The sequence below is a fragment of the Stenotrophomonas sp. YJH_SMC_40 genome, from assembly GCF_059368615.1.
The window spans coordinates 356,024-378,386 of record NZ_JCAFRX010000002.1; the positions used below are offsets into that span (position 1 = coordinate 356,024).

The following is a 22,363-nucleotide window of genomic DNA, read 5'->3' on the forward strand; positions in this document are numbered from 1 at the left end:
GTGTTATCGCAGCGTGTGCACGTTGCGCAGCTGACTGTGCACTGGTTCACGGCAATGGCCGCAAACGCTGCCGGCACTAGGGCGTGCCGGCACTGAAGCGTTCATTAAACGGGTTCAACAGGACACTGCGTGGTGATCATTCACCGATGTCTTCATTCCAGATCTCCGGGTGCTGCGCAATGAAGCCGCCCAGCAGGTCCACGCATTCCTGGCTGTCCAGGTCGATCACGTTGACGCCATTTTCCCGCAACCAGTCGATGCCGCCCTGGAAGGTGCGCGATTCGCCCACCACCACGGTGCCGATGTTGAACTGGCGCACCAGGCCAGAGCAGTACCAGCACGGTGCCAGGGTGGTGACCATGATCGTGTCCTGGTAACGGCGCTGGCGGCCGGCCTTGCGGAACGCATCGGTCTCGCCGTGCACCGACGGGTCGCCTTCCTGCACGCGGCGGTTGTGGCCGCAGCCAAGCAGGCGGCCGTCGTTGTGGTACAGGGCTGCGCCGATCGGCACGCCGCCCTCGGCCAGGCCCTGGCGGGCTTCGGCGATGGCGGTCTGCAGCAGGGCCTGGTAGTCGGGCGTGGTGATCATGCGGGGCTCCGGTAAGTCGTGGCCCGCCATGATACGGGCAGGGGGTGCCGCTGGCCCCCGGCGGTGCGATAATCGGGGCCATGAGCGAATCCCCCTACAAAGCCGGTACCACCCATTTCGGGTTCCGCGACGTCGCCGCCAAGGACAAGCAGAAGCTGGTCGGCCAGGTGTTCACCTCGGTCGCGCGCAACTACGACCTGATGAACGACCTGATGAGCCTGGGCGTGCACCGGGCGTGGAAGCGCTACTACGTGGCCACCGCGCAGGTGAAGCCGGGCGACCGCGTGCTCGATCTGGCGGGCGGCACCGGCGACATCGCCGCCCTGCTGAAGGAGCGCGTCGGCGCCGAGGGCTCGGTGGTGCTGGGCGACATCAACGCCGGCATGCTGTCGGTCGGCCGTGATCGCCTGACCAACCGCGGCCTGGTGCTGGGCCTGGACTACGTGCAGTGCAACGCCGAGGCCCTGCCGTTCCCGGACAACAGCTTCGACCTGGTCACCATCGCCTTCGGCCTGCGCAACGTGACCGACAAGGACGCCGGCCTGCGCGAGATGTACCGCGTGCTGAAGGTCGGGGGCCAGGCCCGCGTGCTGGAGTTCTCCGAAGTCACCGCGGACTGGTTCAAGCCGATCTACGACTTCCACTCGTTCAAGATCCTGCCGAAGCTGGGCAAGCTGTTCGCCAATGACTCGGACAGCTACCAGTACCTGGCCGAGAGCATCCGCAAGCACCCGCCGCAGGATGAACTGAAGGCGATGATGGGGCAGGCGGGGTTCGAGCGCTGCCACTACAAGAACCTGACCGGCGGCATCGTTTCGATCCACTCCGGCTACAAGCTGTAAGCCCCGCTCTGGTGGGTGCCAACCGTGGTTGGTGCTCGCCCGCTGCGGTGATCCGATCTGGTAGCTGCCGACCTTGGTCGGCACGGGCCTGCCGCATGCGTTGATGGATCCGTGCCAACCAAGGTTGGTACCTGCCTGTAGATGCCGACCTTGGTTGGCATGCGCCCGAGGCGCAGGATCGGCTTGCCTGCCATTACCCCGCAACGCGCAACGCCTGCCGGGCCGGAGGGAGGTACCATTGGGGTTTGATCCCCGTAACGGTCCCGATTCATGCGTAATCCGCTGATGCTCCTTCCGCTGGCCGTGGCCCTGGCCGCCGGCTGCTCCCAGGAGGCGGCCGCGCCCGCCGCCGCCCCGACTGCCGCAAAGGCCCCTGCCGCCCCCGTGAACGCCGAGAACCGCAGCCACGACGAAAGCTCGTACGCCGAGCCGGACAAGGTCGTCATCAAGGACATCGCGCTGGATCTGAAGCTGGACTTCGACCAGAAGCAGATCGGCGGCACCGCCACCTACACCCTGGAATGGAAGCAGAAGGACGCCAGCCAGCTGGTGCTCGACACCCGCGAGCTGACCGTGTCCAAGGTCGAGGCCGTCGCCGCCGATGGCGCGCGCAGCCCGCTGAAGTTCGAGCTGGCCGCCGCTGACAAGGTGTTCGGCAGCAAGCTGACCATCGAGGCCCCGGAACAGCCGGCCAAGGTGGAAGTGACCTACCACACCGCACCGACCGCATCGGGCCTGCAGTGGCTGGCACCGTCGATGACCGAGGGCAAGAAGCTGCCCTTCATGTTCAGCCAGTCGCAGGCCATCCACGCCCGTTCGTGGGTGCCGCTGCAGGATACCCCGAGCGTGCGTTTCACCTACAGCGCGCACGTGGTCTCGCGCCCGGACGTGATGGTGCTGATGAGCGCCGACAACGATCCGAAGGCGGCGCGTGACGGTGACTACACCTTCAAGATGCCGCAGCCGATTCCGTCCTACCTGCTGGCCATCGCCGCCGGCGACCTGGTGTTCGAGCCGATCTCCGGCCGCTCCGGCGTCTGGGCCGAGCCGACCATGGTCAACAAGGCCGCCAAGGAATTCGAAGACACCGAGAAGATGATCGGTGCCGCCGAGAAGCTGTATGGCGAATACCGCTGGGGCCGCTACGACATGCTGGTGCTGCCGCCGTCGTTCCCGTTCGGCGGCATGGAGAACCCGCGCCTGACCTTCGCCACCCCGACCGTGATCGTCGGCGACAAGTCGCTGGTCTCGCTGGTCGCCCACGAGCTGGCGCACAGCTGGTCGGGCAACCTGGTGACCAACGCCAGCTGGAAGGACATCTGGCTCAATGAAGGCTTCACCACCTACGTCCAGGGCCGCATCACCGAAGCCCTGTACGGCAAGGAGATGGCCGAGATGGAGAAGCAGATCGACCAGACCGACTTGCTGGCCGAAGTGAAGGACATGAGCCCGGCCGACCAAGCACTGGCGCTGCCGCCGCTGAACGAGCGTGATCCCGACGAAGCGCTCAGCCAGGTCGCCTACGTCAAGGGTTCGTGGTTCCTGGAGTTCCTGGAGCAGCGCTTCGGCCGCGAGACCTTCGATCCGTTCCTGCGGGGCTGGTTCGATGACCACGCCTTCCAGAGCGCGAACACCGACCAGTTCGTCGCGTACATGAAGAAGAACCTGCTGCCGAAGAATCCGTCGGCCGTGACCGAGGCCGAACTGAAGGCGTGGCTGGACGAGCCGGGCATCCCGGCGTTCGCGGCCAAGGCGCAGTCGCGCAACTTCAGCAGCGTCGATACCGCGCGCATCGCATTCGCCAGCGCCGGCACCGTGCCCAGCAGCCAGGTCATCGCCGACTGGAGCACCCAGGAATGGGTGCGCTTCATCGACGGCCTCGGTGCGACCCAGCCGCTGGACAAGCTGGCCACGCTGGACAAGGCCTTCCACTTCACCGGCACCCCCAATGGCGAGATCGCCATGCGCTGGTACCCGCTGGCGATCCGCAGCGGCTACGAGCAGGCCAATGAAGGCGCGGCGGCATTCATCGAGCGCGTCGGCCGTCGCAAGCTGATCCTGCCGATCTACGCCGAACTGGTGAAGACCCCGAAGGGTCTGGAACTGGCCAAGCAGGCCTTCGAAAAGGCCAAGCCGGGCTACCACCCGATCACCACCGCCTCGGTCCAGGACATGCTGGCCAAGGCTGAAGCCAAGTAAGCGGTAGTGCCGGCCGCTGGCTGGCAACCGGTCACTGCTTCACCACCAACGGCGGGGAAACCCGCCGTTGGTGTATCCGCTTTTCGCTGCCGATAGAATCGGGATGCACTCGCATAGGACCTCCGCCATGAAACGACTGATCCTGCTCACCGCCTGCACCCTGGCCCTGGCCGCCTGCAGCAACCCGGAAGAGGAACGCAAGGCGCAGGAAGCCGCTGCGGCCGCCGCGCAGGCGCAGAAGGAGGCCAAGGCCGAAGACGTGGCCAAGCAGTACGACATGGCCGTGGCCGCGCAGGACTGGGAACGCGCGCGCCTGCATGGTGCCTCGCTGCTGGACCAGTACAAGGACACCGCCGCCGCCGAGCGCATCGCCGGAGGCTTCGACGAGGTCAAGGCCAAGGGCGACGCCGCGCGCGACCTGCGCCGCATGCAGGGGCTATGGCAGTACAACCAGATTCCGGTGGGCAGCAAGGGCAACCAGGTCTCGGCGCAGATCTACAGCAAGGAACGGGTGGACGTGGATGGCAGCGGCGCCAAACCGGTGCAGCTGGTGTTCCGCGATCATCCGGAGTGGAAGCGGCATGCCTACCTGGTGCTGCAGGCCGGTGATTTCCGTTGCCCGCAATGCACGGTGAAAGTGACCGTGGATGACGGCAAGCCGGTACCAATGGCGGCCTGGCGCCCGAAGACCGATGAAGCCATCGCCCTGTTCATCACCGATCAGAAGGCACTGTGGAAGCTGGCGCGCAAGGGCAAGTCGATCAGCATCGAGTTTCCGGTCAAGGCCGGTGGCACGCGAACGGCCGTGTTCGAAACCGGCGGTGTCGACGCCAGCCGCATGCCGCAGTGGTGGCAGTGAAGGTTGCGACGGGCAGCGCAGTGCACGCGTTGTCCGCGATCCGGCACTGGGTGTTCGACATGGACGGCACGCTGACGGTGGCCGTGCATGATTTCGCCGCGATCCGCCGCGCGCTGGAGATCGCCGCGGAGGAAGACATCCTCGACCATATCGCGGCATTGCCCGACGCACCGGCGCAGGCCAAGCGCGCGTGGCTGCTGGATCACGAGCGCGCCCTGGCCGAGGACGCGCTGCCAGCGCCGGGGGCGGTGAAGCTGCTGCGCGCGCTGTCGGCGGCAGGTTGCCGGCTGGGCATCCTGACCCGCAACGACCATGCGCTGGCGAAGCTGACGCTGGAGGCGATCGGGGTCGGGGCGTTGTTCGACGACGCCGACATCATCGGCCGCGATGAAGCGGTGCCCAAGCCCTCGCCGGATGGCCTGCAGCAGCATCTTCGTCGCTGGGGCATCGGGGCTGCGCACGCGGTGATGGTCGGTGACCACGCCTACGACCTGGAGTGCGGGCGCGCCGCGGGCGCTCACACCGTGCTGGTCAATCTGCCGGAGAACCCATGGCCGGGCCGGGCCGACTGGCATTTCGCCGATTGCCGCGCCTTGCTGGCGGCCTGGCAGCAAAAGGGGTAGTGCCGGCCGCTGGCCGGCAGTGTCGACCAAGGTCGACAGCTACCAGAACACCCGTGGCCAGGCTGGCGGCCTGGCAGCAGAAGGGGTAGTGCCGGCCGCTGGCCGGCAGTGTCGACCAAGGTCGACACCTACCAACAGCATTCCCAGCAGCGCATCGGGTGGAAAGCCCCCTTGTTGTTCAAGAGGGCGCGCCGAAGGCGCGGGGACAAGGTGGAATGCGCGGGCAGTTCGGCTTACGCGCCCAGCGCGTAACCGAACTGCTGCTTGAACTGCTCGTTGAACTCATCGAAGGTGAAGCGCTGGTTCTGCGTGCCCGGGTGCTCGACCTTCAGCGCGCCCATCAGGTTGCCCATGCGGCCGATGGTCAGCCAGTCGTAGCCCTTCTGGATGCCGTAGATCAGGCCGGCGCGGAAGGCGTCGCCACAGCCGGTCGGGTCGACCACGCGGCGCTCGTGCGCCGGCGGGATGTCGTAGCTCTTTTCCGGGGTGTGGATGACCGCGCCCTTCGGGCCGCGGGTGGTGATGTAGGCCTTCACCCGGCTGACGATCTCCTTCTCGTCCCAGCCGGTGCGCTCCTGCAGCAGGTTCGACTCGTAGTCGTTGACCACCACGTAGTCGGCCTGATCGATGAAGGCGCGCAGCTCGGGGCCGTTGAACAGCGGCATGGCCTGGCCCGGGTCGAAGATGAACGGAATGCCGTCCTCGTGGAATTCCTGCGCGTTCTGGATCATGCCTTCGCGGCCGTCCGGGCCGACCAGGCCCAGGGTCACGCCCGGCACGCCGCGCACATGGTTCTCGTAGGAGCGCATCATCGCGCCCGGGTGGAAGGCGGTGATCTGGTTGTTGTCGTGGTCGGTGGTGATGAACGCCTGGGGGGTGAACAGCTCGTCGATCACGCGCACGCGCGACAGGTCGATGCCCAGGCCTTCGAAGTATTCGCGGTACGGGCCGAAGTCCGAACCCACGGTGCCCATCGGGATCGGCTGGCCGCCCAGCAGGTGCAGGTTGTAGGCGATGTTGCCGGCGCAGCCGCCGAACTCGCGGCGCATGCGCGGCACGAGGAAGGACACGTTCAGGATGTGCACCTTGTCCGGCAGGATGTGATTCTTGAACTGGTCCGGGAACACCATGATGGTGTCGAAGGCAAGAGAACCACAGATCAGAGCGGACATCGATGTAAGCCTATGCGGTGAATTTTGGGGTGGGCCGGCCCGGTTCAGCGGGCAAGCAAACGGCGCCCTTGGGCGCCCGACGGCGCAAAGGTTACCCGCTGGTGCCGCTCAGGGCCAGAACCGGGTGATGGCCGATCAGGCCGAAAGCCTGTGAAGACGCGGGTTCAGCTAGTTTTTTCCTTGCTCGGCGGCAGGCGGGTTGCTAGGCTTGTCGGCCTCGATTTCTGCCCATTTTTTCGCCATCCCGCGGCGGGCACGACACCCCTCAGGACTCCTTCCTCAGATGTTCAAGAAACTCCGTGGCATGTTCTCCAACGACCTGTCCATCGACCTGGGCACGGCCAACACCCTCATCTACGTGCGCGGGCAGGGGATCGTGCTGAACGAGCCGTCGGTCGTGGCCGTGCGCCAGGACCGTGCCATCGGTGGCACCCGCTCGGTGGCAGCCGTTGGCGCCGAGGCCAAGCAGATGCTCGGCCGTACCCCGGGCCACATCACCATCATCCGCCCGATGAAGGACGGCGTCATCGCCGACTTCACCTACACCGAGGCGATGCTCAAGCACTTCATCAAGAAGGTGCACAAGTCGCGCGTGCTGCGCCCGAGCCCGCGCGTGCTGGTCTGCGTGCCGGCCGGTTCGACCCAGGTCGAGCGCCGCGCGATCAAGGAATCGGCCGAGGAAGCCGGTGCCCGTGACGTGTACCTGATCGAAGAGCCGATGGCTGCCGCGATCGGCGCCGGCATGCCGGTCACCGAAGCCCGTGGCTCGATGGTCATCGACATCGGCGGCGGCACCACCGAAGTGGCCGTGATCTCGCTCAACGGCATCGTCTATTCGGCCTCGGTCCGCATCGGCGGCGACCGCTTCGACGAATCCATCACCAACTACGTGCGCCGCAACCACGGCATGCTGATCGGTGAAGCCACCGCCGAGCGCATCAAGGTCGAGCTGGGTTGTGCCTACCCGCAGGCCGAGGTGCAGGAGCTGGAGATCTCCGGCCGCAACCTCGCCGAGGGCGTGCCGAAGATGATCAAGATCAGCTCCAACGAGGTGCTTGAAGCCCTGCACGAACCGCTGTCGGGCATCGTCAGTGCGGTCAAGCTGGCGCTGGAGCAGACCCCGCCGGAACTGTGTGCCGACGTTGCCGAGCGCGGCATCGTGCTGACCGGCGGCGGCGCCCTGCTGCGTGACCTGGACCGCCTGATCTCCGAGGAAACCGGCCTGCACGTGCAGGTGGCCGACGATCCGCTGACCTGCGTGGCCCGCGGTGGCGGTCGTGCGCTGGAACTGGTGGATATGCACGGCAACGAGTTCTTTGCGCCGGAATAAGCCGTCCCGGCCGTTCCTGCCCGCCGCGCCCTTCCGGGGTGCGGCCCGCCGCGATGGCGGGCCGGCACCGGCGGGGCGTCCGCGTGTTTCCCTTCCGCCTTCTGCCAGTTGAATCGTTGCCGTGCCGCCCTACGCCGGTCCTCCCGTTGCCTCCCGATCCGGTGATGCCGCCAGCCCCCTGCGGTTGCTGGCCTATCTTGCATTGGCCATCACACTGATCGTCCTTGACGATCAGGCGGGCTGGCTGGCGCGCCTGCGCGAGCAGGCCAACAGCCTGGTGCAGCCTGTGTGGGCACTGGCGGGTCTGCCCGGCAAGCTCGGCAACCAGGTCAAGGATTCCGCGGCCAGCCACACCCAGCTGGTCACCGAGAACCGTGAACTGCGCAACCAGCTGCTGCTGGCCAACGCGCGCCTGACCCGACTGCAGACCGCAGCGCTGGACAACGCCCAGCTGCGCGAACTGCTGAACGTGGCCGAGCGCAGTGGCCTGGACGTGCAGCTGGCGCCGATCCTGGATATCGACCTGGACCCGGTGAAGCAGCGCCTGGTGCTCGACGCCGGCAGCCGCGAAGGCGTGCATGTCGGGCAGGCGGTGATCGATGCCGGTGGCCTGATGGGGCAGGTGATCAGCGTCACCGGCGGTACCTCCACCGTGCTGCTGCTGACCGACCCCGACCACGCGGTGCCGGTCACCGTGGCCCGCAACGGCGTACGCCTGATCGTCTACGGTCGCGGCGACACGCTGGAGCTGCGCGACATCCCGCTCAGCGCGGGTGTGGAAGTGGGCGATGAGATCGTCACCTCCGGCCTCGGTGGCCGCTTCCCGGCCGGCTTCCCGGTCGGCACCATCACCGGCCTGCGCCCGGACGACACCCATGCCTTCCTGGTCGGCGAACTGAAGCCAGCCGCCCAGCTGGATCGTGGCCGTGATGTGCTGCTGTTGCGCCCCGGTGCGGCGATCCGCATTCCGCCGGAACTGCGCCTGCAGCTGGAAGAAACCACTCCGGGTGGCCCGGCCACCGGCGCCACCGTGCCTGCGGGAGCCGCGCCAGCGACAACGACGCCAGCTCCGGTCAGCTCCCCGGTAGTGCCGGCCGCTGGCCGGCAACAGCCCTCGTCGCAAGCGAGGACTGTTGCCCCCGCATCCTCGCTTGATCCTGCTGCCCCGGTAGTGCCGGCCGCTGGCCGGCAACCGACCACGCCGGAGGCCCAGCGATGAGCCGCCTGCGCGACAACCCGTGGGTATTGCCGGCCAGCCTGGTCGTAGCCCTGCTGCTGGGCCTGCTGCCGTTGCCGGCGCTGCTGCAGCCGCTGCGCCCGTACTGGCTGGCGCTGGTGCTGGCGTACTGGGTGATCGAGACGCCCGAGCGCGTCGGCCTGGGCATCGCTTTCGCCAGCGGCGTGGTCGCCGACCTGCTGTACGGCGGCGTGCTCGGCGAACAGGCGCTGCGGCTGGTGATGCTGGCCTTCATCCTGCAGCGTTTCCGCGCCCGCATCCGCTTCTTCCCGATGTCGCAGCAGATGCTGGCCATCGGTGGCCTGTTGTTCAACGACCGCATCGTCAGCGCGCTGGTCCACATCCTGGTGGGCGAGCCGACCCTGCCGTGGTCGTACTGGTGGGCCCCGCTGTTGGGCATGGGCCTGTGGCCGTTGGTGTTCGTGCTGCTGGACGCAGTGCGCTTCGGCAAGCGCGGGCGCTGAGCCATGATCCCGCGCCGCCAGGTCAAGAACCCGCACGCCGAAGCCGAACAGTTCCGCCGCCGTGCGGCGCTGGGTTTCCTGGGCGTGCTGGTCTGCCTGCTGGGCCTGGGCGGCTGGTACTTCAAGCTGCAGGTGCTGGATCACGACGTCTACGCCACGCGCTCGGAAGCCAACCGCATCAAACCGCGGCCGGTGGTGCCCGGGCGCGGCATGATCTACGACCGCAACGGTCGCCTGCTGGCCGAGAACGTGCCAGCGTTCCGCCTGGACGTGACCCCGGACAAGGTCAAGGACATGGACGCCACTCTGGAAGGGCTGGCGAAGATCATCAGCATCAGCCCGGAAGAGCTGGAAGCGTTCAACAAGTCGCGCAAGGCGCGCCGCAAGTTCCTGCCGGTCACGCTGAAGCTGCGCATGAGCGACGAGGAGATGGCGCGCTTCGCCGTCGACCGTTGGCGCTTCCCCGGCGTCGAGCTTGAGCCCTACCTGACCCGGCGTTATCCGTACGGTGACCTGTTCGCGCACATCATCGGCTATGTCGGCCGCGTCGACGACAAGGATCTGGAGATCCTCGGCGAAGGCAATGCCGCGCTGACCCACATCGGCAAGTCCGGCCTGGAGCGCTATTACGAGCAGCAGCTGCGCGGCAAGGTCGGCTACGAGCAGGTCGAAACCAACGTGCAGGGCCGTGCCATCCGCACCATCGGCCGGGTGGCCGCGCAGTCCGGCGCCGACCTGCGGCTGTCGATCGACGCGGACCTGCAGCGTGCCATGGTGGCCGCCTTCGGCGACCAGGAGGGCTCGGCAGTGGCGATGGACCCGCGTACCGGCGAGGTGCTGGCGATGGTCAGCCTGCCGTCCTACGACCCCAACCTGTTCGTCAACGGCATTTCCCATGCCGACTTCAAGGCGCTTAACGAGAACCCGTCGCGGCCGCAGTTCAACCGCCTGGTGCTCGGCGGCGTCGCTCCCGGTTCCACGCTGAAGCCGCTGATCGGCCTGGCCGGCCTGGACTCGGGCGTGCGCCGCCCGGAAGACAAGGTGCTGTCCACCGGCATGTTCTACCTGCCCGGCACCAGCCGTGGCTGGGGTGATGCGCATCGTGGCGGCCATGGCTGGACCGATCTGCGCAAGTCCATCGCCGAGTCGGTCAACACCTACTACTACAAGCTGGCGCTGGACCTGGGCATCGAGCGCTTCGACCATTACATGGAGTACTACGGCTTCGGCCAGCCGACCGGTATCGACCTCACCGGCGAAATCGGTGGCATCCTGCCGTCGCCGGCCTACAAGCGGAAGACCCGCAAGGAAGCCTGGTACCCCGGCGATACGGTCAACATCAGCATCGGCCAGGGCGACTGGAAGGTCACCCCGCTGCAGTTGGCGCGCGGCGTCAGCGCGCTGGCCGACGGGCAGCTGCGCACCCCGCACCTGGTGATCCAGCAGCGCGACGGCTTCGACAGCGACTGGACCGCGACGCCGCCCGGCGAGAGCAAGCCGGTCAGCCCCAACCCCAACAACGTGCAGGCGGTGCGCGAGGGCATGATGGCGACCATGCGGCCGGGCGGCAGCGGCTGGCGCGTGGCGGTCGGTGCGCCGTACGTGATGGCCGGCAAGACCGGTACCGCGCAGGTCATCAGCCGCAAGGGCACCGCAGCGGTGAACCCGAAGAGCCTGCCGATGCACCTGCGCCACCGCGCGCTGTTCGTCGGCTTCGCGCCGGTCGAAAACCCGGTGATCGCGATCGCGGTGGCGGTGGAAGGCGGTGGCTATGGTGGTTCGGCTGCTGCGCCGATCGCCCGCAAGGTGTTCGATGCCTACCTGCTGGGCAAGATGCCCGAGGGCATGCAGCCGCTGGACAGCGAGCGTGGTACCACCGCCATCGGTGCCACCGCGTTCGACAACGAGGACGCCGGCGCACGCCAGGCCGGTGATCTGGCGGCCGCGCAGCTGGGCGAACACCCGGTGCAGGTGGGTGCCCCCACCCCCGAACCGGCCCCTGCGCCGCAGCCGGGCACGCCGGCCGCTGCCGCAGTGCCGGCCACGCCACGCCCGACGGTTGCGGAGCCCGCACGATGAAAGTGTTCCTGCGCTGGGCCGGCGACATGCTGCGCCGCTTCTTCAGCACGCTGGACTGGGTGTTGTGCCTGGCCCTGGGCGCGCTGATGGTGATCGGCCTGGCCACCTTGAAGAGTGCCGGTGGCGACGGCCTGGTGATGGCCCAGGGCGCGCGTTTCGCGGTGGGCATGGCTGCACTGTGGGGCATCTCGCGGGTGCCGATCCTGCGCATCCGCTCGGCCACGCCGATGATCTATGCGATCTCCATGATTCCGCTGCTGGCGGTGTTCGTGCTCGGCACCGGCAAGTACGGCCGGCAGTGGCTGGACCTGAAGTTCTTCTACCTGCAGCCGGCCGAGCTGCTGAAGGTCAGCCTGCCGATGATGGTGGCCTGGTACCTGCACAAGATGCCGCTGCCGCCGCGCTTCAACACCGTGCTGGTGGCCTTGATCATCATCGGCGTGCCGACCGGCCTGGTGATGTTGCAGCCCGACTTCGGTACCGGCGTACTGATCGCCGCCAGCGGCGTGTTCGTACTGCTGCTGGCAGGCCTGCCGTGGTGGTGGGTCGGGCTGGGCGTGGGCGGCGTGGCTGCGGTCGCGCCGGTGGCCTGGTTCTGGCTGCTGCGGCCGTACCAGAAGGACCGCATCATGATGTTCCTGGACCCGGAGATGGATGCACTGGGGGCCGGCTGGAACATCATCCAGTCGAAGATCGCGATCGGGTCCGGTGGCTTCGATGGCAAGGGCTGGGGCGAGGGCTCGCAGTCGCACCTGAACTTCATTCCCGAACAGACCACCGACTTCGCGTTCTCGGTGCTGAGCGAGGAATTCGGCTGGATGGGTGTGGCCCTGGTGCTGACCCTGTACCTGGTGGTGATCGGGCGTTGCCTGTGGATCGCCAGCCAGTCGCGCGATTCCTATTCGCGCCTGTTGGCCGGCGCTACCGGCCTGGCGTTCTTCGTCTATGTACTGGTGAACGGCGGGATGATTTCCGGCCTGCTGCCGGTGGTGGGCGTGCCGATGCCGCTGATCAGCTACGGCGGTACCTCGGCGGTGTCACTGCTGGCCGGCTTCGGCCTGGTGATGGCCGTGCGCAGTCACAACCCGGTGCACGGCGGCTACGGCTAGCACCGGTTGCGCGCTTCGTCGCGCTTCCATCTGCTCGATTGCTTGCGCTGTTCTGTAGAGTCGAGCACGGCTCGACTCTACAAGCGCGCACCCTGACAGCTTCACGCAAGCACGCATTGCTACCGTGCCCGCGTGGAATGGAAACGACTGCTTGGCGGCTGCCGTGAGGTGGCGCGCACGATCGATCTGCCGTTGCTGATCGCGTTGCTGATCCTGATGGGCGCGGGCCTGGCGGTGCTGCACAGCGTGTCCGGTCCGGTGGCTGGGCAGGCGGCGCGTTTTGCCGGTGGCCTGGCGTCGATGTGGCTGCTGTCGCGCGTTTCGCTGCTGCGGCTGCGCGCGTGGACGCCGGCAATCTATGCGCTGTCGATACTGCCGCTGATGGCGGTGTATGTGATCGGTACAGGCAAGTACGGGCAGCGCTGGCTCAATCTCGGCGTGTTCTACCTGCAGCCGTCCGAACTGCTCAAGCTCAGCCTGCCGCTGATGATGGCCTGGTACCTGCATCGGCAACCGCTGCCACCGTCGCCGCGCACCGTGCTGACCGCCACCGTGCTGATCGGCGTACCCGCCGTGCTGATCCTGATGCAGCCCAACCTGGGCACCGCCACGCTGGTTACCGCCAGCGGCGTGTTCGCGCTGCTGCTGGCCGGATTGCACTGGGGCTGGGTGGCCACTGGCGCGACGGGCCTTGCCGTTGCCGCGCCGCTGGCCTGGTTCGGCCTGCTGCGGCAGTACCAGAAGGATCGCGTGCTGACCTTCCTTGATCCGTCGGCGGATCCGCTTGGCACCGGTTGGAACATCCTGCAGTCGCGCATCGCGATCGGCTCCGGTGGCTGGGACGGGCGCGGCTGGGGGCAGGGCACCCAGGCCACGCTGGACTTCCTGCCTGAGTACACCACCGACTTCGCGTTCTCGGTGCTGGCCGAAGAGTTCGGCTGGATCGGCGTGGCCACCGTGTTTGCGCTGTACCTGTTCGTGGTCGGCCGCTGCCTGTGGATCGCGGTGCACGCCCGCGACACGCACGCACGGTTGCTCGCCGGCAGCCTGGGCCTGGCGTTCTTCGTGTACGTACTGGTGAACGGCGGAATGATTTCCGGCCTGCTGCCGGTGGTGGGCATTCCGATGCCGTTGATCAGCTATGGCGGTACCTCGGCGGTGTCGCTGCTGGCGGGTATCGGGCTGGTGATGGCGGTGCGCGGGCACCGGCCCGTGCACGGGGGATAGGGTTTCCAGCCAACGGCGCAGCCCCTCGTGGGTGGTCGCGAAAAGCAGTTAACGGTTGAGGCCAGGTAGATGGGCTGCGCAGGGGCCGCTGCAAGTACGTCCATGTAAGCTCGGTCGCCGCATCCATGCGGCTCACGCCCCTGCGCAGCCCATCTACCCGGCCACGGACAGGTTCCGTGCGCGTCTACCCACGGAGAAGAAAGAGAAGATCAAAAGCAAAAGCGGCTTGGCCGGTCGCTTCATTGCCTTGTGTGGAGCCGAGCCATGCTCGGCTCACAAGCAAGCGCAGCGCCGCGACCCGCTTTTGATTTTCTCTTTCTTCTCCGTGGGTGGCAGACCGCCAAAATCTGTCAGAGGGCGGTCGGGTTGGGTACGCGGGGGTGTCAGCCGCATGGATGCGGCTGCCAAGCCTCCAGGGACGGATTCACGGCGTCCCCCGCGTACCCAACCCGACCGGCCCACCCGCGGCTTCTGCTTTCCGCGACCACCCCAGACACCACCCACGAGGGGCTGCGCCGTTGGCTGGAAACTTCCTGACTCTGCGCAACGCTCGCTGTGGAAGCGTTCTCACAACGCTGCACGACAGCACACCCGCTGACCAAAGTCCGCAAAAAACGTTAGCTGGTTCACACTTTTACGCCGCGTTGATCTTGATCAATGGACTTGTCGTAATCGGCCTGCACAATGGCGGCCCGTTCGGCACGGCGCGCCGTCAATCGTTGCAGCGCGAGGGGGCGTCGGGCGGGAGCAGTACTGATCCAACGGATACAGGGAGCGCGGGGCACTGCCACTGGGGAGCGGCAGCCGCGCAGGTATCGACCGGATCCGGTCGCCGGTTGCGTCTGCGGGGATGGGGACGCAACCGGCCACCTCTCTCTGAATGGGGAAGCACGATCACGACGCCTTCACATTTCCCGCTGAACACGGGCAAATCGTTGTGATTCATGGTGTTAGGGGTTTTAATTCATCCATGACCTGCTAACCTGCGACGATGATTCGACGCACTCTGGCCTGCATGCTCACCCTCGGCCTGGTCGCCTGCGCGACCCAGCCGAAGTCCCCACCGTCTTCACCCCAGGCCAGCAGTACGCCGCGCCAGCCCGCCACCAAGGCCCATGGGCCGGCCGAGGCTGCACCCGAAGCAACTGCGGCTACCGCGCCGCCGGTGGATCTCACCCCGGTGCCATTCGAGGTCGCGCGGGCCCGCTTCATTGCCGATACCGCCAAGCGCTATGGCCTGAAGCCGGAGCAGATCAGCAGCGTGCTCGACCAGGCGCAGGTGCGCCAGCCGATCATCGCCGCGATGTCGCGTCCGGCCGAGCGGGTCAAGCCGTGGAACGAATACCGGCCGATGTTCATCAGCAAGGCACGCATTGATGGCGGTCGCGCGTTCCTGGCCGAACACCGTGCCGAGCTGGATCGCGTGCAGCAGCGCACCGGCGTGCCGGCCGAAGTGATCGTGGCGATCATCGGCGTGGAAACCAGTTACGGAAAGAATGCCGGCAGCCATCGCGTGCTCGATGCGCTGTACACGCTGGCGTTCTACTACCCACGCAGCGGCGACCCGGCCAAGCTCGAACGCGAAGTGCGCCGCGAGCTGTTCTTCCGCGATGAGCTGGCCAAGCTGTTCGAGCTGGGCCGAGAAGAGAATCTGGACATCACCACGCTCAAGGGCAGTTATGCCGGTGCGATGGGCATGGGCCAGTTCATGCCGTCCAGTTACCTCGATTACGCGGTGGACGGCAACGGTGATGGTCGTCGCGACCTGTTCAACAGCTACGACGACGTGTTCTCCTCCATCGCCAACTACTTCGTGAAGAAGGGGGGCTGGGTGCGTGGTGGCCAGGTTGCGGTACCGGCCGCGCTGGCCCCGGGTCGCGAGGAGTTCAACCCGACCGAATGGATGCCCACCTGGTCGCTGGCCGACCTCGCACAGCGCGGCTACCAGCCGAGCACGCCGGTGCAGCCGGGCGCCACCGCCACCCCGATCACCCTGGAAGGCAGCACCGGCAAGCAGTACTGGCTGGGCTTCCAGAACTACTACGCGATCACCCGCTACAACCTCTCGAAGATGTACGCGATGGCCGTGTTCCAGCTGTCCCAGGCCATCGCCGGACAGGAGCTGCCCCCGGCATGAACATCAGATGGTTGGTCCCGAGCTTGATCGTCTTCGCGCTGGCGGCCTGCAGCAGCGCGCCGAAGAAGCCGGCCACGGCCGGCCATGGTGGCAAGTCCAGCGGCACGCTGGTGCAGGGCCGTGGTTCGCGACCGGCGCACTGCCCGGAAGGTTCGCCGTATGCAGCGGCCAAGGAAGACCTCAGCACCCGCGGCAATTACACCGCTGGTGGCCTGTACAAACCAGGCGTGCGTGACAGCACGCCCGACTACATTCCCAACGTGGCCTGCATCCCCGAGCCGGAAGTGACCGCCGAGGAACGTTCGGCCATCGGCAACAAGTCGCCGTACGTGGTGCTGGGCAAGTCGTACAAGGTGCTCGACGACACCCATGACTACGTCGAGCGCGGCACCGCGTCGTACTACGGGGCCAAGTTCCATGGCCGCCTGACCTCCAACCGCGAGGTCTACGACATGTACCAGTTCACTGCCGCGCACAAGACGCTGCCGCTGCCCAGCTTCGCCCGCGTGACCAACCTGGACAACGGCGAGTCGGTGATCGTGCGTGTCAATGATCGTGGCCCGTTCCATGACGGCCGCGTGGTCGATCTCAGCTATGCCGCCGCCGTGCGCCTGGGCATCACCCAACGCGGTACCGGCAATGTCGAGGTGCGCGCGCTGCAACCGGGCGAGAGCAACCTGATGGCGCAGAAGCCGTCGCGTCGCGAGCGTCGTGCGGCTGAAGCGGCCGCCGCCACTGCAGTGGCCAGCGCGCGCCCGGTGCCGGCGCCACGTGCTTCCACCGACAGTGATATCGATCGCCTGGTCAACCGCTTGCCGACCGATGGCGCCCCGGCGCGCGGCCAGCCGGCCACCACCCGGGGCGTGGCCAGCACCGCGCCGGATGTGGCGGTCAGCAGCCTGCCGCCAAGCGCGCCGGTGGTGCGCACCTCCGCGCCGGCTCCGGCGGTTGTCGCCAGCACGGCCCCGCGCGCGGTGGCACCGGCACCGGCACCGGTGCGTGCCGCCGCGGCGGCGCCGAGCCTGTCGCAGCAGATGGTCGGCGCGGTGATGGTGCAGGTCGCCAGCTTCTCCAACCGCGACAACGCCAACCGCGCGATGGGCCAGCTCAGTGCCGCCGGCATCGTCGGTGCGACCATCAGCGACATCGCCGCCGGTGGCCGCACCCTGTTCCGCCTGCGTGTTCCGGCAAGCGACCATGCCAGTGCGGCGGAACTTGTCGGTCGCATCGCCGGTCTGGGCCTGGGTTCGCCGCAGATCGTCAAGGACTGATCCGCCCGGGCCGGTGCTGCCGGCCCATGCTCCCCCGGCCTTACAATGGCCGTTACGTTCCACCCTCCATTCCCGGCCGTCCCCTGGAGCCTGCTGTCCAATGAATTTCCGTTCCGCCGCCACCGCCCTGGCCGCCACCCTGGTGGTGGGCCTGGCTTCCGCCCAGACGCCGCTGCCGACTCCGGCCACGCCGGCGCCCGCCGCCGCCGCCGCCCCGGCCACCGTCGCCACTCCGCCGGCCCCGGCGCCAAGCGTGTCCAAGGCCTGGGTGCTGATGGATTACGCCACCGGCCAGGTGCTGGCTGGCGAAAACATCCACGAGCAGCTGGCCCCGGCCAGCATCACCAAGGTGATGACGTCGTACGTGATCGCCGCCGAGGTCAAGAACGGCAAGGTCCGTGCGGATGACCAGGTGATGATGAGCGAGCGCGCCTGGCGCGAGGGCGGCGCTGGCACCGATGGGAGCTACAGCGGCTTCCCGGTCAACCAGACCGCGCGCCTGGAAGACATGGAAAAGGGCATGGCGATCCAGTCCGGCAATGATGCCGCGATCGCCCTGGCCGAACATGTGGCTGGCAGCGAAGAGGCCTTTGCCTCGCTGATGAACAGCTACGCCGCCAAGATTGGCATGAAGGACTCGCACTTCGTCAACGCCCATGGTCTGACCGCGCAGGGCCACCACAGCACCGCCTACGACCTGGCGCTGCTGGGCCGCGCGATGGTCCGCGATTACCCGGAAACCTACGCGTACAACAAGATCAAGGAATTCCAGGTCGGCAACATCAAGCAGCCGAACCGCAACCTGCTGCTGTGGCGCGATGGCAGCGTGGACGGCATCAAGACCGGCCACACCTCCGAGGCGGGCTACTGCTTGATGAGCTCGGCCCAGCGTGGCGACCAGCGCCTGATCGCGGTGGTGCTGGGCGGTGCGTCGGAGAAGCAGCGTGCCGATGACAGCCTGGCCCTGCTGAACTGGGGCTTCCGCTTCTTCGAGACCCACCGCCTCTACGAGCCGGGCAAGGCCGTGGCCGAGCACAAGGTCTGGAAGGGCACCACCGACAAGGTGCAGCTGGGCGTGGCCCAGCCGATGCTGGTCAGCGTGCCGCGCGGCCGCTACAACGACCTGAAGCCGAGCATCGACGTGCCCAAGACCCTGGAAGCACCGTTCACCGCCGGCCAGCAGATCGGTACCGTGAAGGTCACCCTGGATGGCAAGGTCATCGCCGAGGCACCGCTGGTGGCCGTGGCCGCCGTCGAGCAGGCCGGCTTCTTCAAGCGCCTGTGGGACAGCTTCTGGATGTGGTGGGAATCGGAATGATCCACGCCCTGGCGTGGTGAAGGAAAAGGCCGGCGAATGCCGGCCTTTTCCGTTTCGGGATGCCGGCTCCGCATGATTCCCGCCGGATGTGGGTAGTGCCGGCCGCTGGCCGGCTCCCCATGAACCCATCCGGATGTGGGTAGTGCCGGCCGCTGGCCGGCTCCCCATGAACCCATCCGGATGTGCCAACAGCCGGCCAGCGGCCGGCACTACCCTCAGCCCCTCGCTTACAGCGAGCCATGCAATAACCGGTGTGCCGACCAACGGTCGGCACCTACCCGCTTCACCCTCAGCCCCTCGCTTACAGCGAGCGGCTGATGGTGAAGCTGCCGAACACCGGTGCTTCGCGCTGGCCGTTGAACTCGCGCGTGCTGTGGTAGCGCGCCGCGGCGAACTTCCAGCGCCCGTACATCACGGCCACGCCGTAGCCGCCGTAGGCCACCACATGGCGCTTGTCCACGCTGTGACTGTTGCGGAACGTGTTGCCATCCAGCGTGATGTCGCGGATCACCCAGGCCGCGTCCGAGGTCGCGAACAGGTGCCAGGACCAGCCATTGGGACGGCCGCCGCGGGTCGGCGCAGTGTTCTCGCCGGCCGGGCGCAACGGCGTGCTGCCGAAGTCGTCCGGCAGCTTCCAGCCAAAGCGCACTTCACCGCCGAGGTTGGCCTTGGTTTCCAGGTTGCCGATCGACCCGCCGTAGTGGCTGATCGCGTCCCAACCCCAGCCGTCGGCATTGATGCTGGCATCGCCGGGCCAGCGGCGCATGCGCTCATGGGTCAGCATGAACAGCGGCTCGTTGTGCAACTGGTTGTCCCAGCCCTTGAATTTCTCGTCGCCCAGCACTTCGTGCACGGCATTCTGCACCTGCTTGCCCTGTGCCCACGGGCCGACCACGCCCAGCGTCAGCTGGGTGGTCTGCAGGCGGTCGCCGCTGCGCGCATTGAAACCGAAGTTTGCGATCAGTACGCCGGCGTAAGGACGGTCGTCCTCGATCAGGTCCCTGCGGCTGAAATCGGTCGGGGTGAAGATGCCCTGGCCGATGCTGAAGATCATGTTCTGCTGCTCGAACCTGCCCGGATGCAGCCCTTCCAGGTACTGGTTCACCCAGCGCGCCATGCGCGGCAGGCAGGGGTCGTCGGTGTAGTCGACCAGATTGGGCGAGACCAGGGTCAACAGCGCACCGTTGGTGTAGCCCTGGTCCTGGTGGCGGCCACCAAACAGGTCGTTGTCAACGCGGAAGTTGATCTGCGGCGGGTGGTCGCGCATCGCGTCCGGGCCACATTGTTCGGCCGCCTGGGCGGCAAGGGGGAGGGCAGAGGCCAGCAGGCCGGCCAGCCCCAGGGCTGCGACACTACGCATGGATGGAATGCTCATGGGGAAGGGGACGGTTTTCAGTCGTTATATGCAACGCTACGGTACTCGCGCCCGCGCGGCGGAACGAGCACGTTCGAATCACTTGTCTGTTCCGAAAACAACATTGTCCAGCGGACACAATTTGTTACCCGCGCAAGCGCCGCGGGTCTGGTGTGAAGGTGACCACTGGCCGCCATACGATGCCTGGGCCAGTGCGTGACAGCAGATTGCAGTCAGCTGCCGTTGGGCTTTCGGCCCACGCCTCTGGGTGGCCTGCAACGCAGCAGGCCGCCGGTGGCGTCTTTGACGTTGATGAATACTCTTGGGTTTGTTGCCCTGCGGCCCGATAATGGGTCCATGGAAATCAAGTCCGACAACCCCGACCACGGCTTCCAGTTCCCCGGCCAGTTCGAGCTCAGCGCCATGGGCCCGGCCAACCGCGGCCTGGAACATGAGCTCCCCCGCCTGCTGCTGGCTGCCGGCATCGATGTCGTCAATGAACGCATCAGCTGGAAGCATTCCTCCAACGGCAAGTACGTGTCCGTCCGCATCGTGTTCAAGGCTGAGAGCCGCGAACAGTACGACCTGGCGCACCAGGCGCTGCGCGACCACCCGGAAGTGAAGTGGACGCTGTAGCCGACAGCTGCCCGGCTGAAGCCGCCCCCGAGGACCGCGCGCCGCGTCCGGCGCTGGTGCGTGACCTTGGCCGCCAGGCGTACGAGCCGGTGTGGCGTGCCATGCAGCGCTTCACCGACCAGCGCAGCGACACCGATGCCGACGAATTGTGGGTGGTCGAACACGACCCGGTGTTCACCCTGGGCCAGGCCGGCAAGGATGAGCATGTGCTGGCGCCGGGCGATATCCCGGTGCTGCATGTGGACCGTGGCGGCCAGGTGACCTATCACGGCCCCGGCCAGATCGTGGTCTACCCGCTGCTGCGCCTGCCGCGCCTGGGCATCGGTGTGCGCGATTACGTGTGCCGCATCGAGCAGGCCATCATCGATACGCTGGGCGAGTGGAACATCGGTGCCGAACGCCGCGAGGGCGCCCCGGGCGTCTATGTCGGCGGCGCCAAGATCGCTGCGCTCGGCATCCGCGTGCGTCGCGGCTGCACCTTCCACGGGTTGGCCTTCAATGTGGCCATGGACCTGGAGCCCTTCCACCGCATCAATCCCTGTGGCTATCAGGGGTTGCAGGTGACCTCGGTGGTAGACTTGGGCGGTCCCTCCGGGATGGAGGCCGTCAAGCCGGTGCTGCTGGACCACCTGGCCCGCCAGTTCGGCCTGCTGCTGCAGCACACCCCCGAACTGCCCGATCTTTCTGCGGCCGCCTGACCGCCCCCGGAACTGCCATGACTGAAACCACCGCCCGTTCCATTCCCCTGCAGATCGTGCAGGGCGACTCCCCGTCCGCCGCGCCGTTGCAGGCCGGGGTCAAGCAGCTGGGCGGTGACAAGATCAACCGCTCGCCGGTGCAGTTCGCCGACGCGCCGGTGCTGCGCAAGCCGTCCTGGATCCGCGTGCGCATTCCTTCGGGCAATGCCGTGCAGAACCTGAAGGCCAAGCTGCGCGAAAACCGCCTGGTGACCGTGTGCGAGGAAGCCAGCTGCCCGAACATCCACGAGTGCTTCGGCCACGGCACCGCCACCTTCATGATCCTGGGCGAGGTCTGCACCCGCCGCTGCTCGTTCTGCGACGTGGCCCACGGCCGCCCGAAGCCGCCGGATGCCAACGAACCGGCCAGCCTCGGCCAGACCGTGGCCGACATGGGCCTGAAGTACGTGGTGGTGACCAGCGTGGACCGCGATGACCTGCGCGACGGTGGTGCCCAGCACTTCGTCGACTGCATCACCGCCATTCGCGAGAAGTCGCCGGGCACCCGCATCGAAGTGCTGACCCCGGACTTCCGTGGCAAGGGCCGCATGGAGCGCGCGCTGGAGATCCTGGCGCAGAACCCGCCGGATGTGTTCAACCACAACATCGAGACCGTGCCGGACCTGTACCGCAACGTGCGCCCGGGTGCGGACTACCAGTGGTCGCTGAACCTGCTGAAGAACTTCAAGGCGCAGCATCCGGACGTGCCGACCAAGAGCGGTATCATGCTCGGCCTGGGCGAGGACTTCGAACAGATCAAGGCCACCCTGCGCGACCTGCGCGCACACGACGTGGACATGATCACCATCGGCCAGTACCTGCAGCCGACCGCACACCACCACCCGGTGCTGAAGTACTGGACCCCGGAAGACTACAAGGCGCTGGAAGACTACGGCTACGAGCTGGGCTTCAGCCACGTGGCCTCCGGCCCGATGGTGCGCTCGTCGTACCACGCCGACGTGCAGGCCAAGGGCGCCGGCGTCTCCTGAGGTGGGTGCGGGCCGTTGGTCCGCACGCCTTCGCCAGCCATGGCCTGGCGTTGCCAATGGGTGTCACCACCCTCTTGGTGCGTGCGGACCGTTGGTCCGCACGCCTTCGCCTGCATTCACAATTTGCTACACCGGCCCGGCTAGGCTGGTTTTCCACCGAGCGCGGCCGGGTGACAAACCCGGCAACTTTC

At 67.1% G+C, this 22,363-nt stretch carries 19 protein-coding genes; 16 read left to right on the top strand and 3 right to left on the bottom strand.

What is annotated here, in order from left to right:
* Positions 1-136 precede the first annotated feature (136 nt).
* Positions 137-589 (bottom strand): nucleoside deaminase, encoded by a 453-nt coding sequence (locus AC5P6X_RS04640; protein ID WP_005411083.1) that lies wholly within the window; start codon positions 587-589, stop codon positions 137-139.
* Positions 590-669: 80 nt separating this feature from the next.
* Here AC5P6X_RS04640 and ubiE point away from each other — a divergent pair, with 80 nt between their 5' ends.
* The 4 genes from ubiE (at position 670) to AC5P6X_RS04660 (ending at position 5,112) form a co-directional block, all read left to right on the top strand.
* Positions 670-1,431 (top strand): bifunctional demethylmenaquinone methyltransferase/2-methoxy-6-polyprenyl-1,4-benzoquinol methylase UbiE, encoded by a 762-nt coding sequence (gene ubiE, locus AC5P6X_RS04645; RefSeq protein ID WP_005411082.1) that lies wholly within the window; start codon positions 670-672, stop codon positions 1,429-1,431.
* A gap of 270 nt (positions 1,432-1,701) precedes the next feature.
* A complete protein-coding gene (locus tag AC5P6X_RS04650) occupies positions 1,702-3,630 on the top strand; it encodes a M1 family metallopeptidase (RefSeq protein ID WP_329757061.1) in 1,929 nt (642 codons plus the stop codon).
* A gap of 127 nt (positions 3,631-3,757) precedes the next feature.
* A complete protein-coding gene (locus tag AC5P6X_RS04655; RefSeq protein WP_108269960.1) occupies positions 3,758-4,489 on the top strand; it encodes a hypothetical protein in 732 nt (243 codons plus the stop codon).
* Positions 4,477-5,112 carry an HAD family hydrolase gene (locus tag AC5P6X_RS04660; protein WP_012481295.1) on the top strand — a complete coding sequence of 212 codons (636 nt, stop codon included), beginning with the start codon at positions 4,477-4,479 and terminating at the stop codon, positions 5,110-5,112. The genes AC5P6X_RS04655 and AC5P6X_RS04660 overlap by 13 nt, the downstream gene beginning before the upstream one ends.
* Positions 5,113-5,345: 233 nt before the next feature.
* On the opposite strand, the gene AC5P6X_RS04665 is transcribed toward AC5P6X_RS04660, so the two are convergent.
* Positions 5,346-6,284, bottom strand: coding sequence for a carbohydrate kinase family protein (locus AC5P6X_RS04665; protein WP_005411078.1), 939 nt, complete (start codon positions 6,282-6,284; stop codon positions 5,346-5,348).
* A gap of 283 nt (positions 6,285-6,567) precedes the next feature.
* On the opposite strand from AC5P6X_RS04665, the gene AC5P6X_RS04670 reads away from it, so the two are divergent.
* From AC5P6X_RS04670 to AC5P6X_RS04710, 9 genes are all read left to right on the top strand, one after another.
* Positions 6,568-7,614 carry a rod shape-determining protein gene (locus AC5P6X_RS04670; RefSeq protein WP_495215338.1) on the top strand — a complete coding sequence of 349 codons (1,047 nt, stop codon included), beginning with the start codon at positions 6,568-6,570 and terminating at the stop codon, positions 7,612-7,614.
* 121 nt (positions 7,615-7,735) lie between these two features.
* Positions 7,736-8,833, top strand: coding sequence for a rod shape-determining protein MreC (gene mreC / locus AC5P6X_RS04675; protein WP_049450451.1), 1,098 nt, complete (start codon positions 7,736-7,738; stop codon positions 8,831-8,833).
* Entirely contained in the window at positions 8,830-9,315 is a 486-nt protein-coding gene (gene mreD / locus AC5P6X_RS04680; protein WP_005411075.1) for a rod shape-determining protein MreD, read from the top strand. Before mreC ends, mreD begins: the two co-directional genes overlap by 4 nt.
* A 3-nt stretch (positions 9,316-9,318) precedes the next feature.
* Positions 9,319-11,394 carry a penicillin-binding protein 2 gene (gene mrdA, locus AC5P6X_RS04685; protein ID WP_005414510.1) on the top strand — a complete coding sequence of 692 codons (2,076 nt, stop codon included), beginning with the start codon at positions 9,319-9,321 and terminating at the stop codon, positions 11,392-11,394.
* Positions 11,391-12,503: a rod shape-determining protein RodA gene (gene rodA, locus AC5P6X_RS04690; protein WP_005411073.1), complete on the top strand. Its 1,113-nt coding sequence runs from the start codon at positions 11,391-11,393 to the stop codon at positions 12,501-12,503. Before mrdA ends, rodA (AC5P6X_RS04690) begins: the two co-directional genes overlap by 4 nt.
* Before the next feature lie 132 nt (positions 12,504-12,635).
* Positions 12,636-13,730, top strand: a complete 1,095-nt coding sequence (rodA, locus tag AC5P6X_RS04695) for a rod shape-determining protein RodA (protein ID WP_329757062.1) — start codon at positions 12,636-12,638, stop codon at positions 13,728-13,730.
* 991 nt (positions 13,731-14,721) lie between these two features.
* Positions 14,722-15,867 (top strand): lytic murein transglycosylase B, encoded by a 1,146-nt coding sequence (mltB, locus tag AC5P6X_RS04700; protein ID WP_088437016.1) that lies wholly within the window; start codon positions 14,722-14,724, stop codon positions 15,865-15,867.
* Positions 15,864-17,138 carry a septal ring lytic transglycosylase RlpA family protein gene (locus AC5P6X_RS04705; RefSeq protein WP_329757193.1) on the top strand — a complete coding sequence of 425 codons (1,275 nt, stop codon included), beginning with the start codon at positions 15,864-15,866 and terminating at the stop codon, positions 17,136-17,138. The genes mltB and AC5P6X_RS04705 overlap by 4 nt, the downstream gene beginning before the upstream one ends.
* 100 nt (positions 17,139-17,238) lie before the next feature.
* Positions 17,239-18,456: a D-alanyl-D-alanine carboxypeptidase family protein gene (locus AC5P6X_RS04710; protein WP_005411069.1), complete on the top strand. Its 1,218-nt coding sequence runs from the start codon at positions 17,239-17,241 to the stop codon at positions 18,454-18,456.
* A gap of 301 nt (positions 18,457-18,757) precedes the next feature.
* Here AC5P6X_RS04710 and AC5P6X_RS04715 read toward each other — a convergent pair whose 3' ends face one another.
* A complete protein-coding gene (locus tag AC5P6X_RS04715) occupies positions 18,758-19,816 on the bottom strand; it encodes a lipid A deacylase LpxR family protein (protein WP_080101830.1) in 1,059 nt (352 codons plus the stop codon).
* 351 nt (positions 19,817-20,167) lie between these two features.
* On the opposite strand from AC5P6X_RS04715, the gene AC5P6X_RS04720 reads away from it, so the two are divergent.
* The 3 genes from AC5P6X_RS04720 to lipA are packed head-to-tail and all read left to right on the top strand — an operon-like array spanning position 20,168 to position 22,172.
* Entirely contained in the window at positions 20,168-20,446 is a 279-nt protein-coding gene (locus AC5P6X_RS04720) for a YbeD family protein (RefSeq protein WP_005411067.1), read from the top strand.
* The gene (gene lipB, locus AC5P6X_RS04725) at positions 20,434-21,144 is read left to right on the top strand and encodes a lipoyl(octanoyl) transferase LipB (protein ID WP_005411066.1); all 711 of its coding nucleotides are present in this window, start codon (positions 20,434-20,436) and stop codon (positions 21,142-21,144) included. Before AC5P6X_RS04720 ends, lipB begins: the two co-directional genes overlap by 13 nt.
* Positions 21,145-21,161: 17 nt before the next feature.
* Positions 21,162-22,172: a lipoyl synthase gene (lipA, locus tag AC5P6X_RS04730; RefSeq protein WP_005411065.1), complete on the top strand. Its 1,011-nt coding sequence runs from the start codon at positions 21,162-21,164 to the stop codon at positions 22,170-22,172.
* Positions 22,173-22,363 lie beyond the last annotated feature (191 nt).

Bases quoted from the DNA above. Each gene is read 5' to 3' on its own strand.
- AC5P6X_RS04640 (WP_005411083.1), bottom strand. From the start codon at position 589: ATGATCACCACGCCCGACTACCAGGCCCTGCTGCAGACCGCCATCGCC.
- ubiE (WP_005411082.1), top strand. From the start codon at position 670: ATGAGCGAATCCCCCTACAAAGCCGGTACCACCCATTTCGGGTTCCGC.
- AC5P6X_RS04650 (WP_329757061.1), top strand. From the start codon at position 1,702: ATGCGTAATCCGCTGATGCTCCTTCCGCTGGCCGTGGCCCTGGCCGCC.
- AC5P6X_RS04655 (WP_108269960.1), top strand. From the start codon at position 3,758: ATGAAACGACTGATCCTGCTCACCGCCTGCACCCTGGCCCTGGCCGCC.
- AC5P6X_RS04665 (WP_005411078.1), bottom strand. From the start codon at position 6,284: ATGTCCGCTCTGATCTGTGGTTCTCTTGCCTTCGACACCATCATGGTG.
- AC5P6X_RS04670 (WP_495215338.1), top strand. From the start codon at position 6,568: ATGTTCAAGAAACTCCGTGGCATGTTCTCCAACGACCTGTCCATCGAC.
- mreD (WP_005411075.1), top strand. From the start codon at position 8,830: ATGAGCCGCCTGCGCGACAACCCGTGGGTATTGCCGGCCAGCCTGGTC.
- mrdA (WP_005414510.1), top strand. From the start codon at position 9,319: ATGATCCCGCGCCGCCAGGTCAAGAACCCGCACGCCGAAGCCGAACAG.
- rodA (WP_005411073.1), top strand. From the start codon at position 11,391: ATGAAAGTGTTCCTGCGCTGGGCCGGCGACATGCTGCGCCGCTTCTTC.
- mltB (WP_088437016.1), top strand. From the start codon at position 14,722: ATGATTCGACGCACTCTGGCCTGCATGCTCACCCTCGGCCTGGTCGCC.
- AC5P6X_RS04705 (WP_329757193.1), top strand. From the start codon at position 15,864: ATGAACATCAGATGGTTGGTCCCGAGCTTGATCGTCTTCGCGCTGGCG.
- AC5P6X_RS04710 (WP_005411069.1), top strand. From the start codon at position 17,239: ATGAATTTCCGTTCCGCCGCCACCGCCCTGGCCGCCACCCTGGTGGTG.
- AC5P6X_RS04715 (WP_080101830.1), bottom strand. From the start codon at position 19,816: ATGCGTAGTGTCGCAGCCCTGGGGCTGGCCGGCCTGCTGGCCTCTGCC.
- AC5P6X_RS04720 (WP_005411067.1), top strand. From the start codon at position 20,168: ATGGAAATCAAGTCCGACAACCCCGACCACGGCTTCCAGTTCCCCGGC.
- lipA (WP_005411065.1), top strand. From the start codon at position 21,162: ATGACTGAAACCACCGCCCGTTCCATTCCCCTGCAGATCGTGCAGGGC.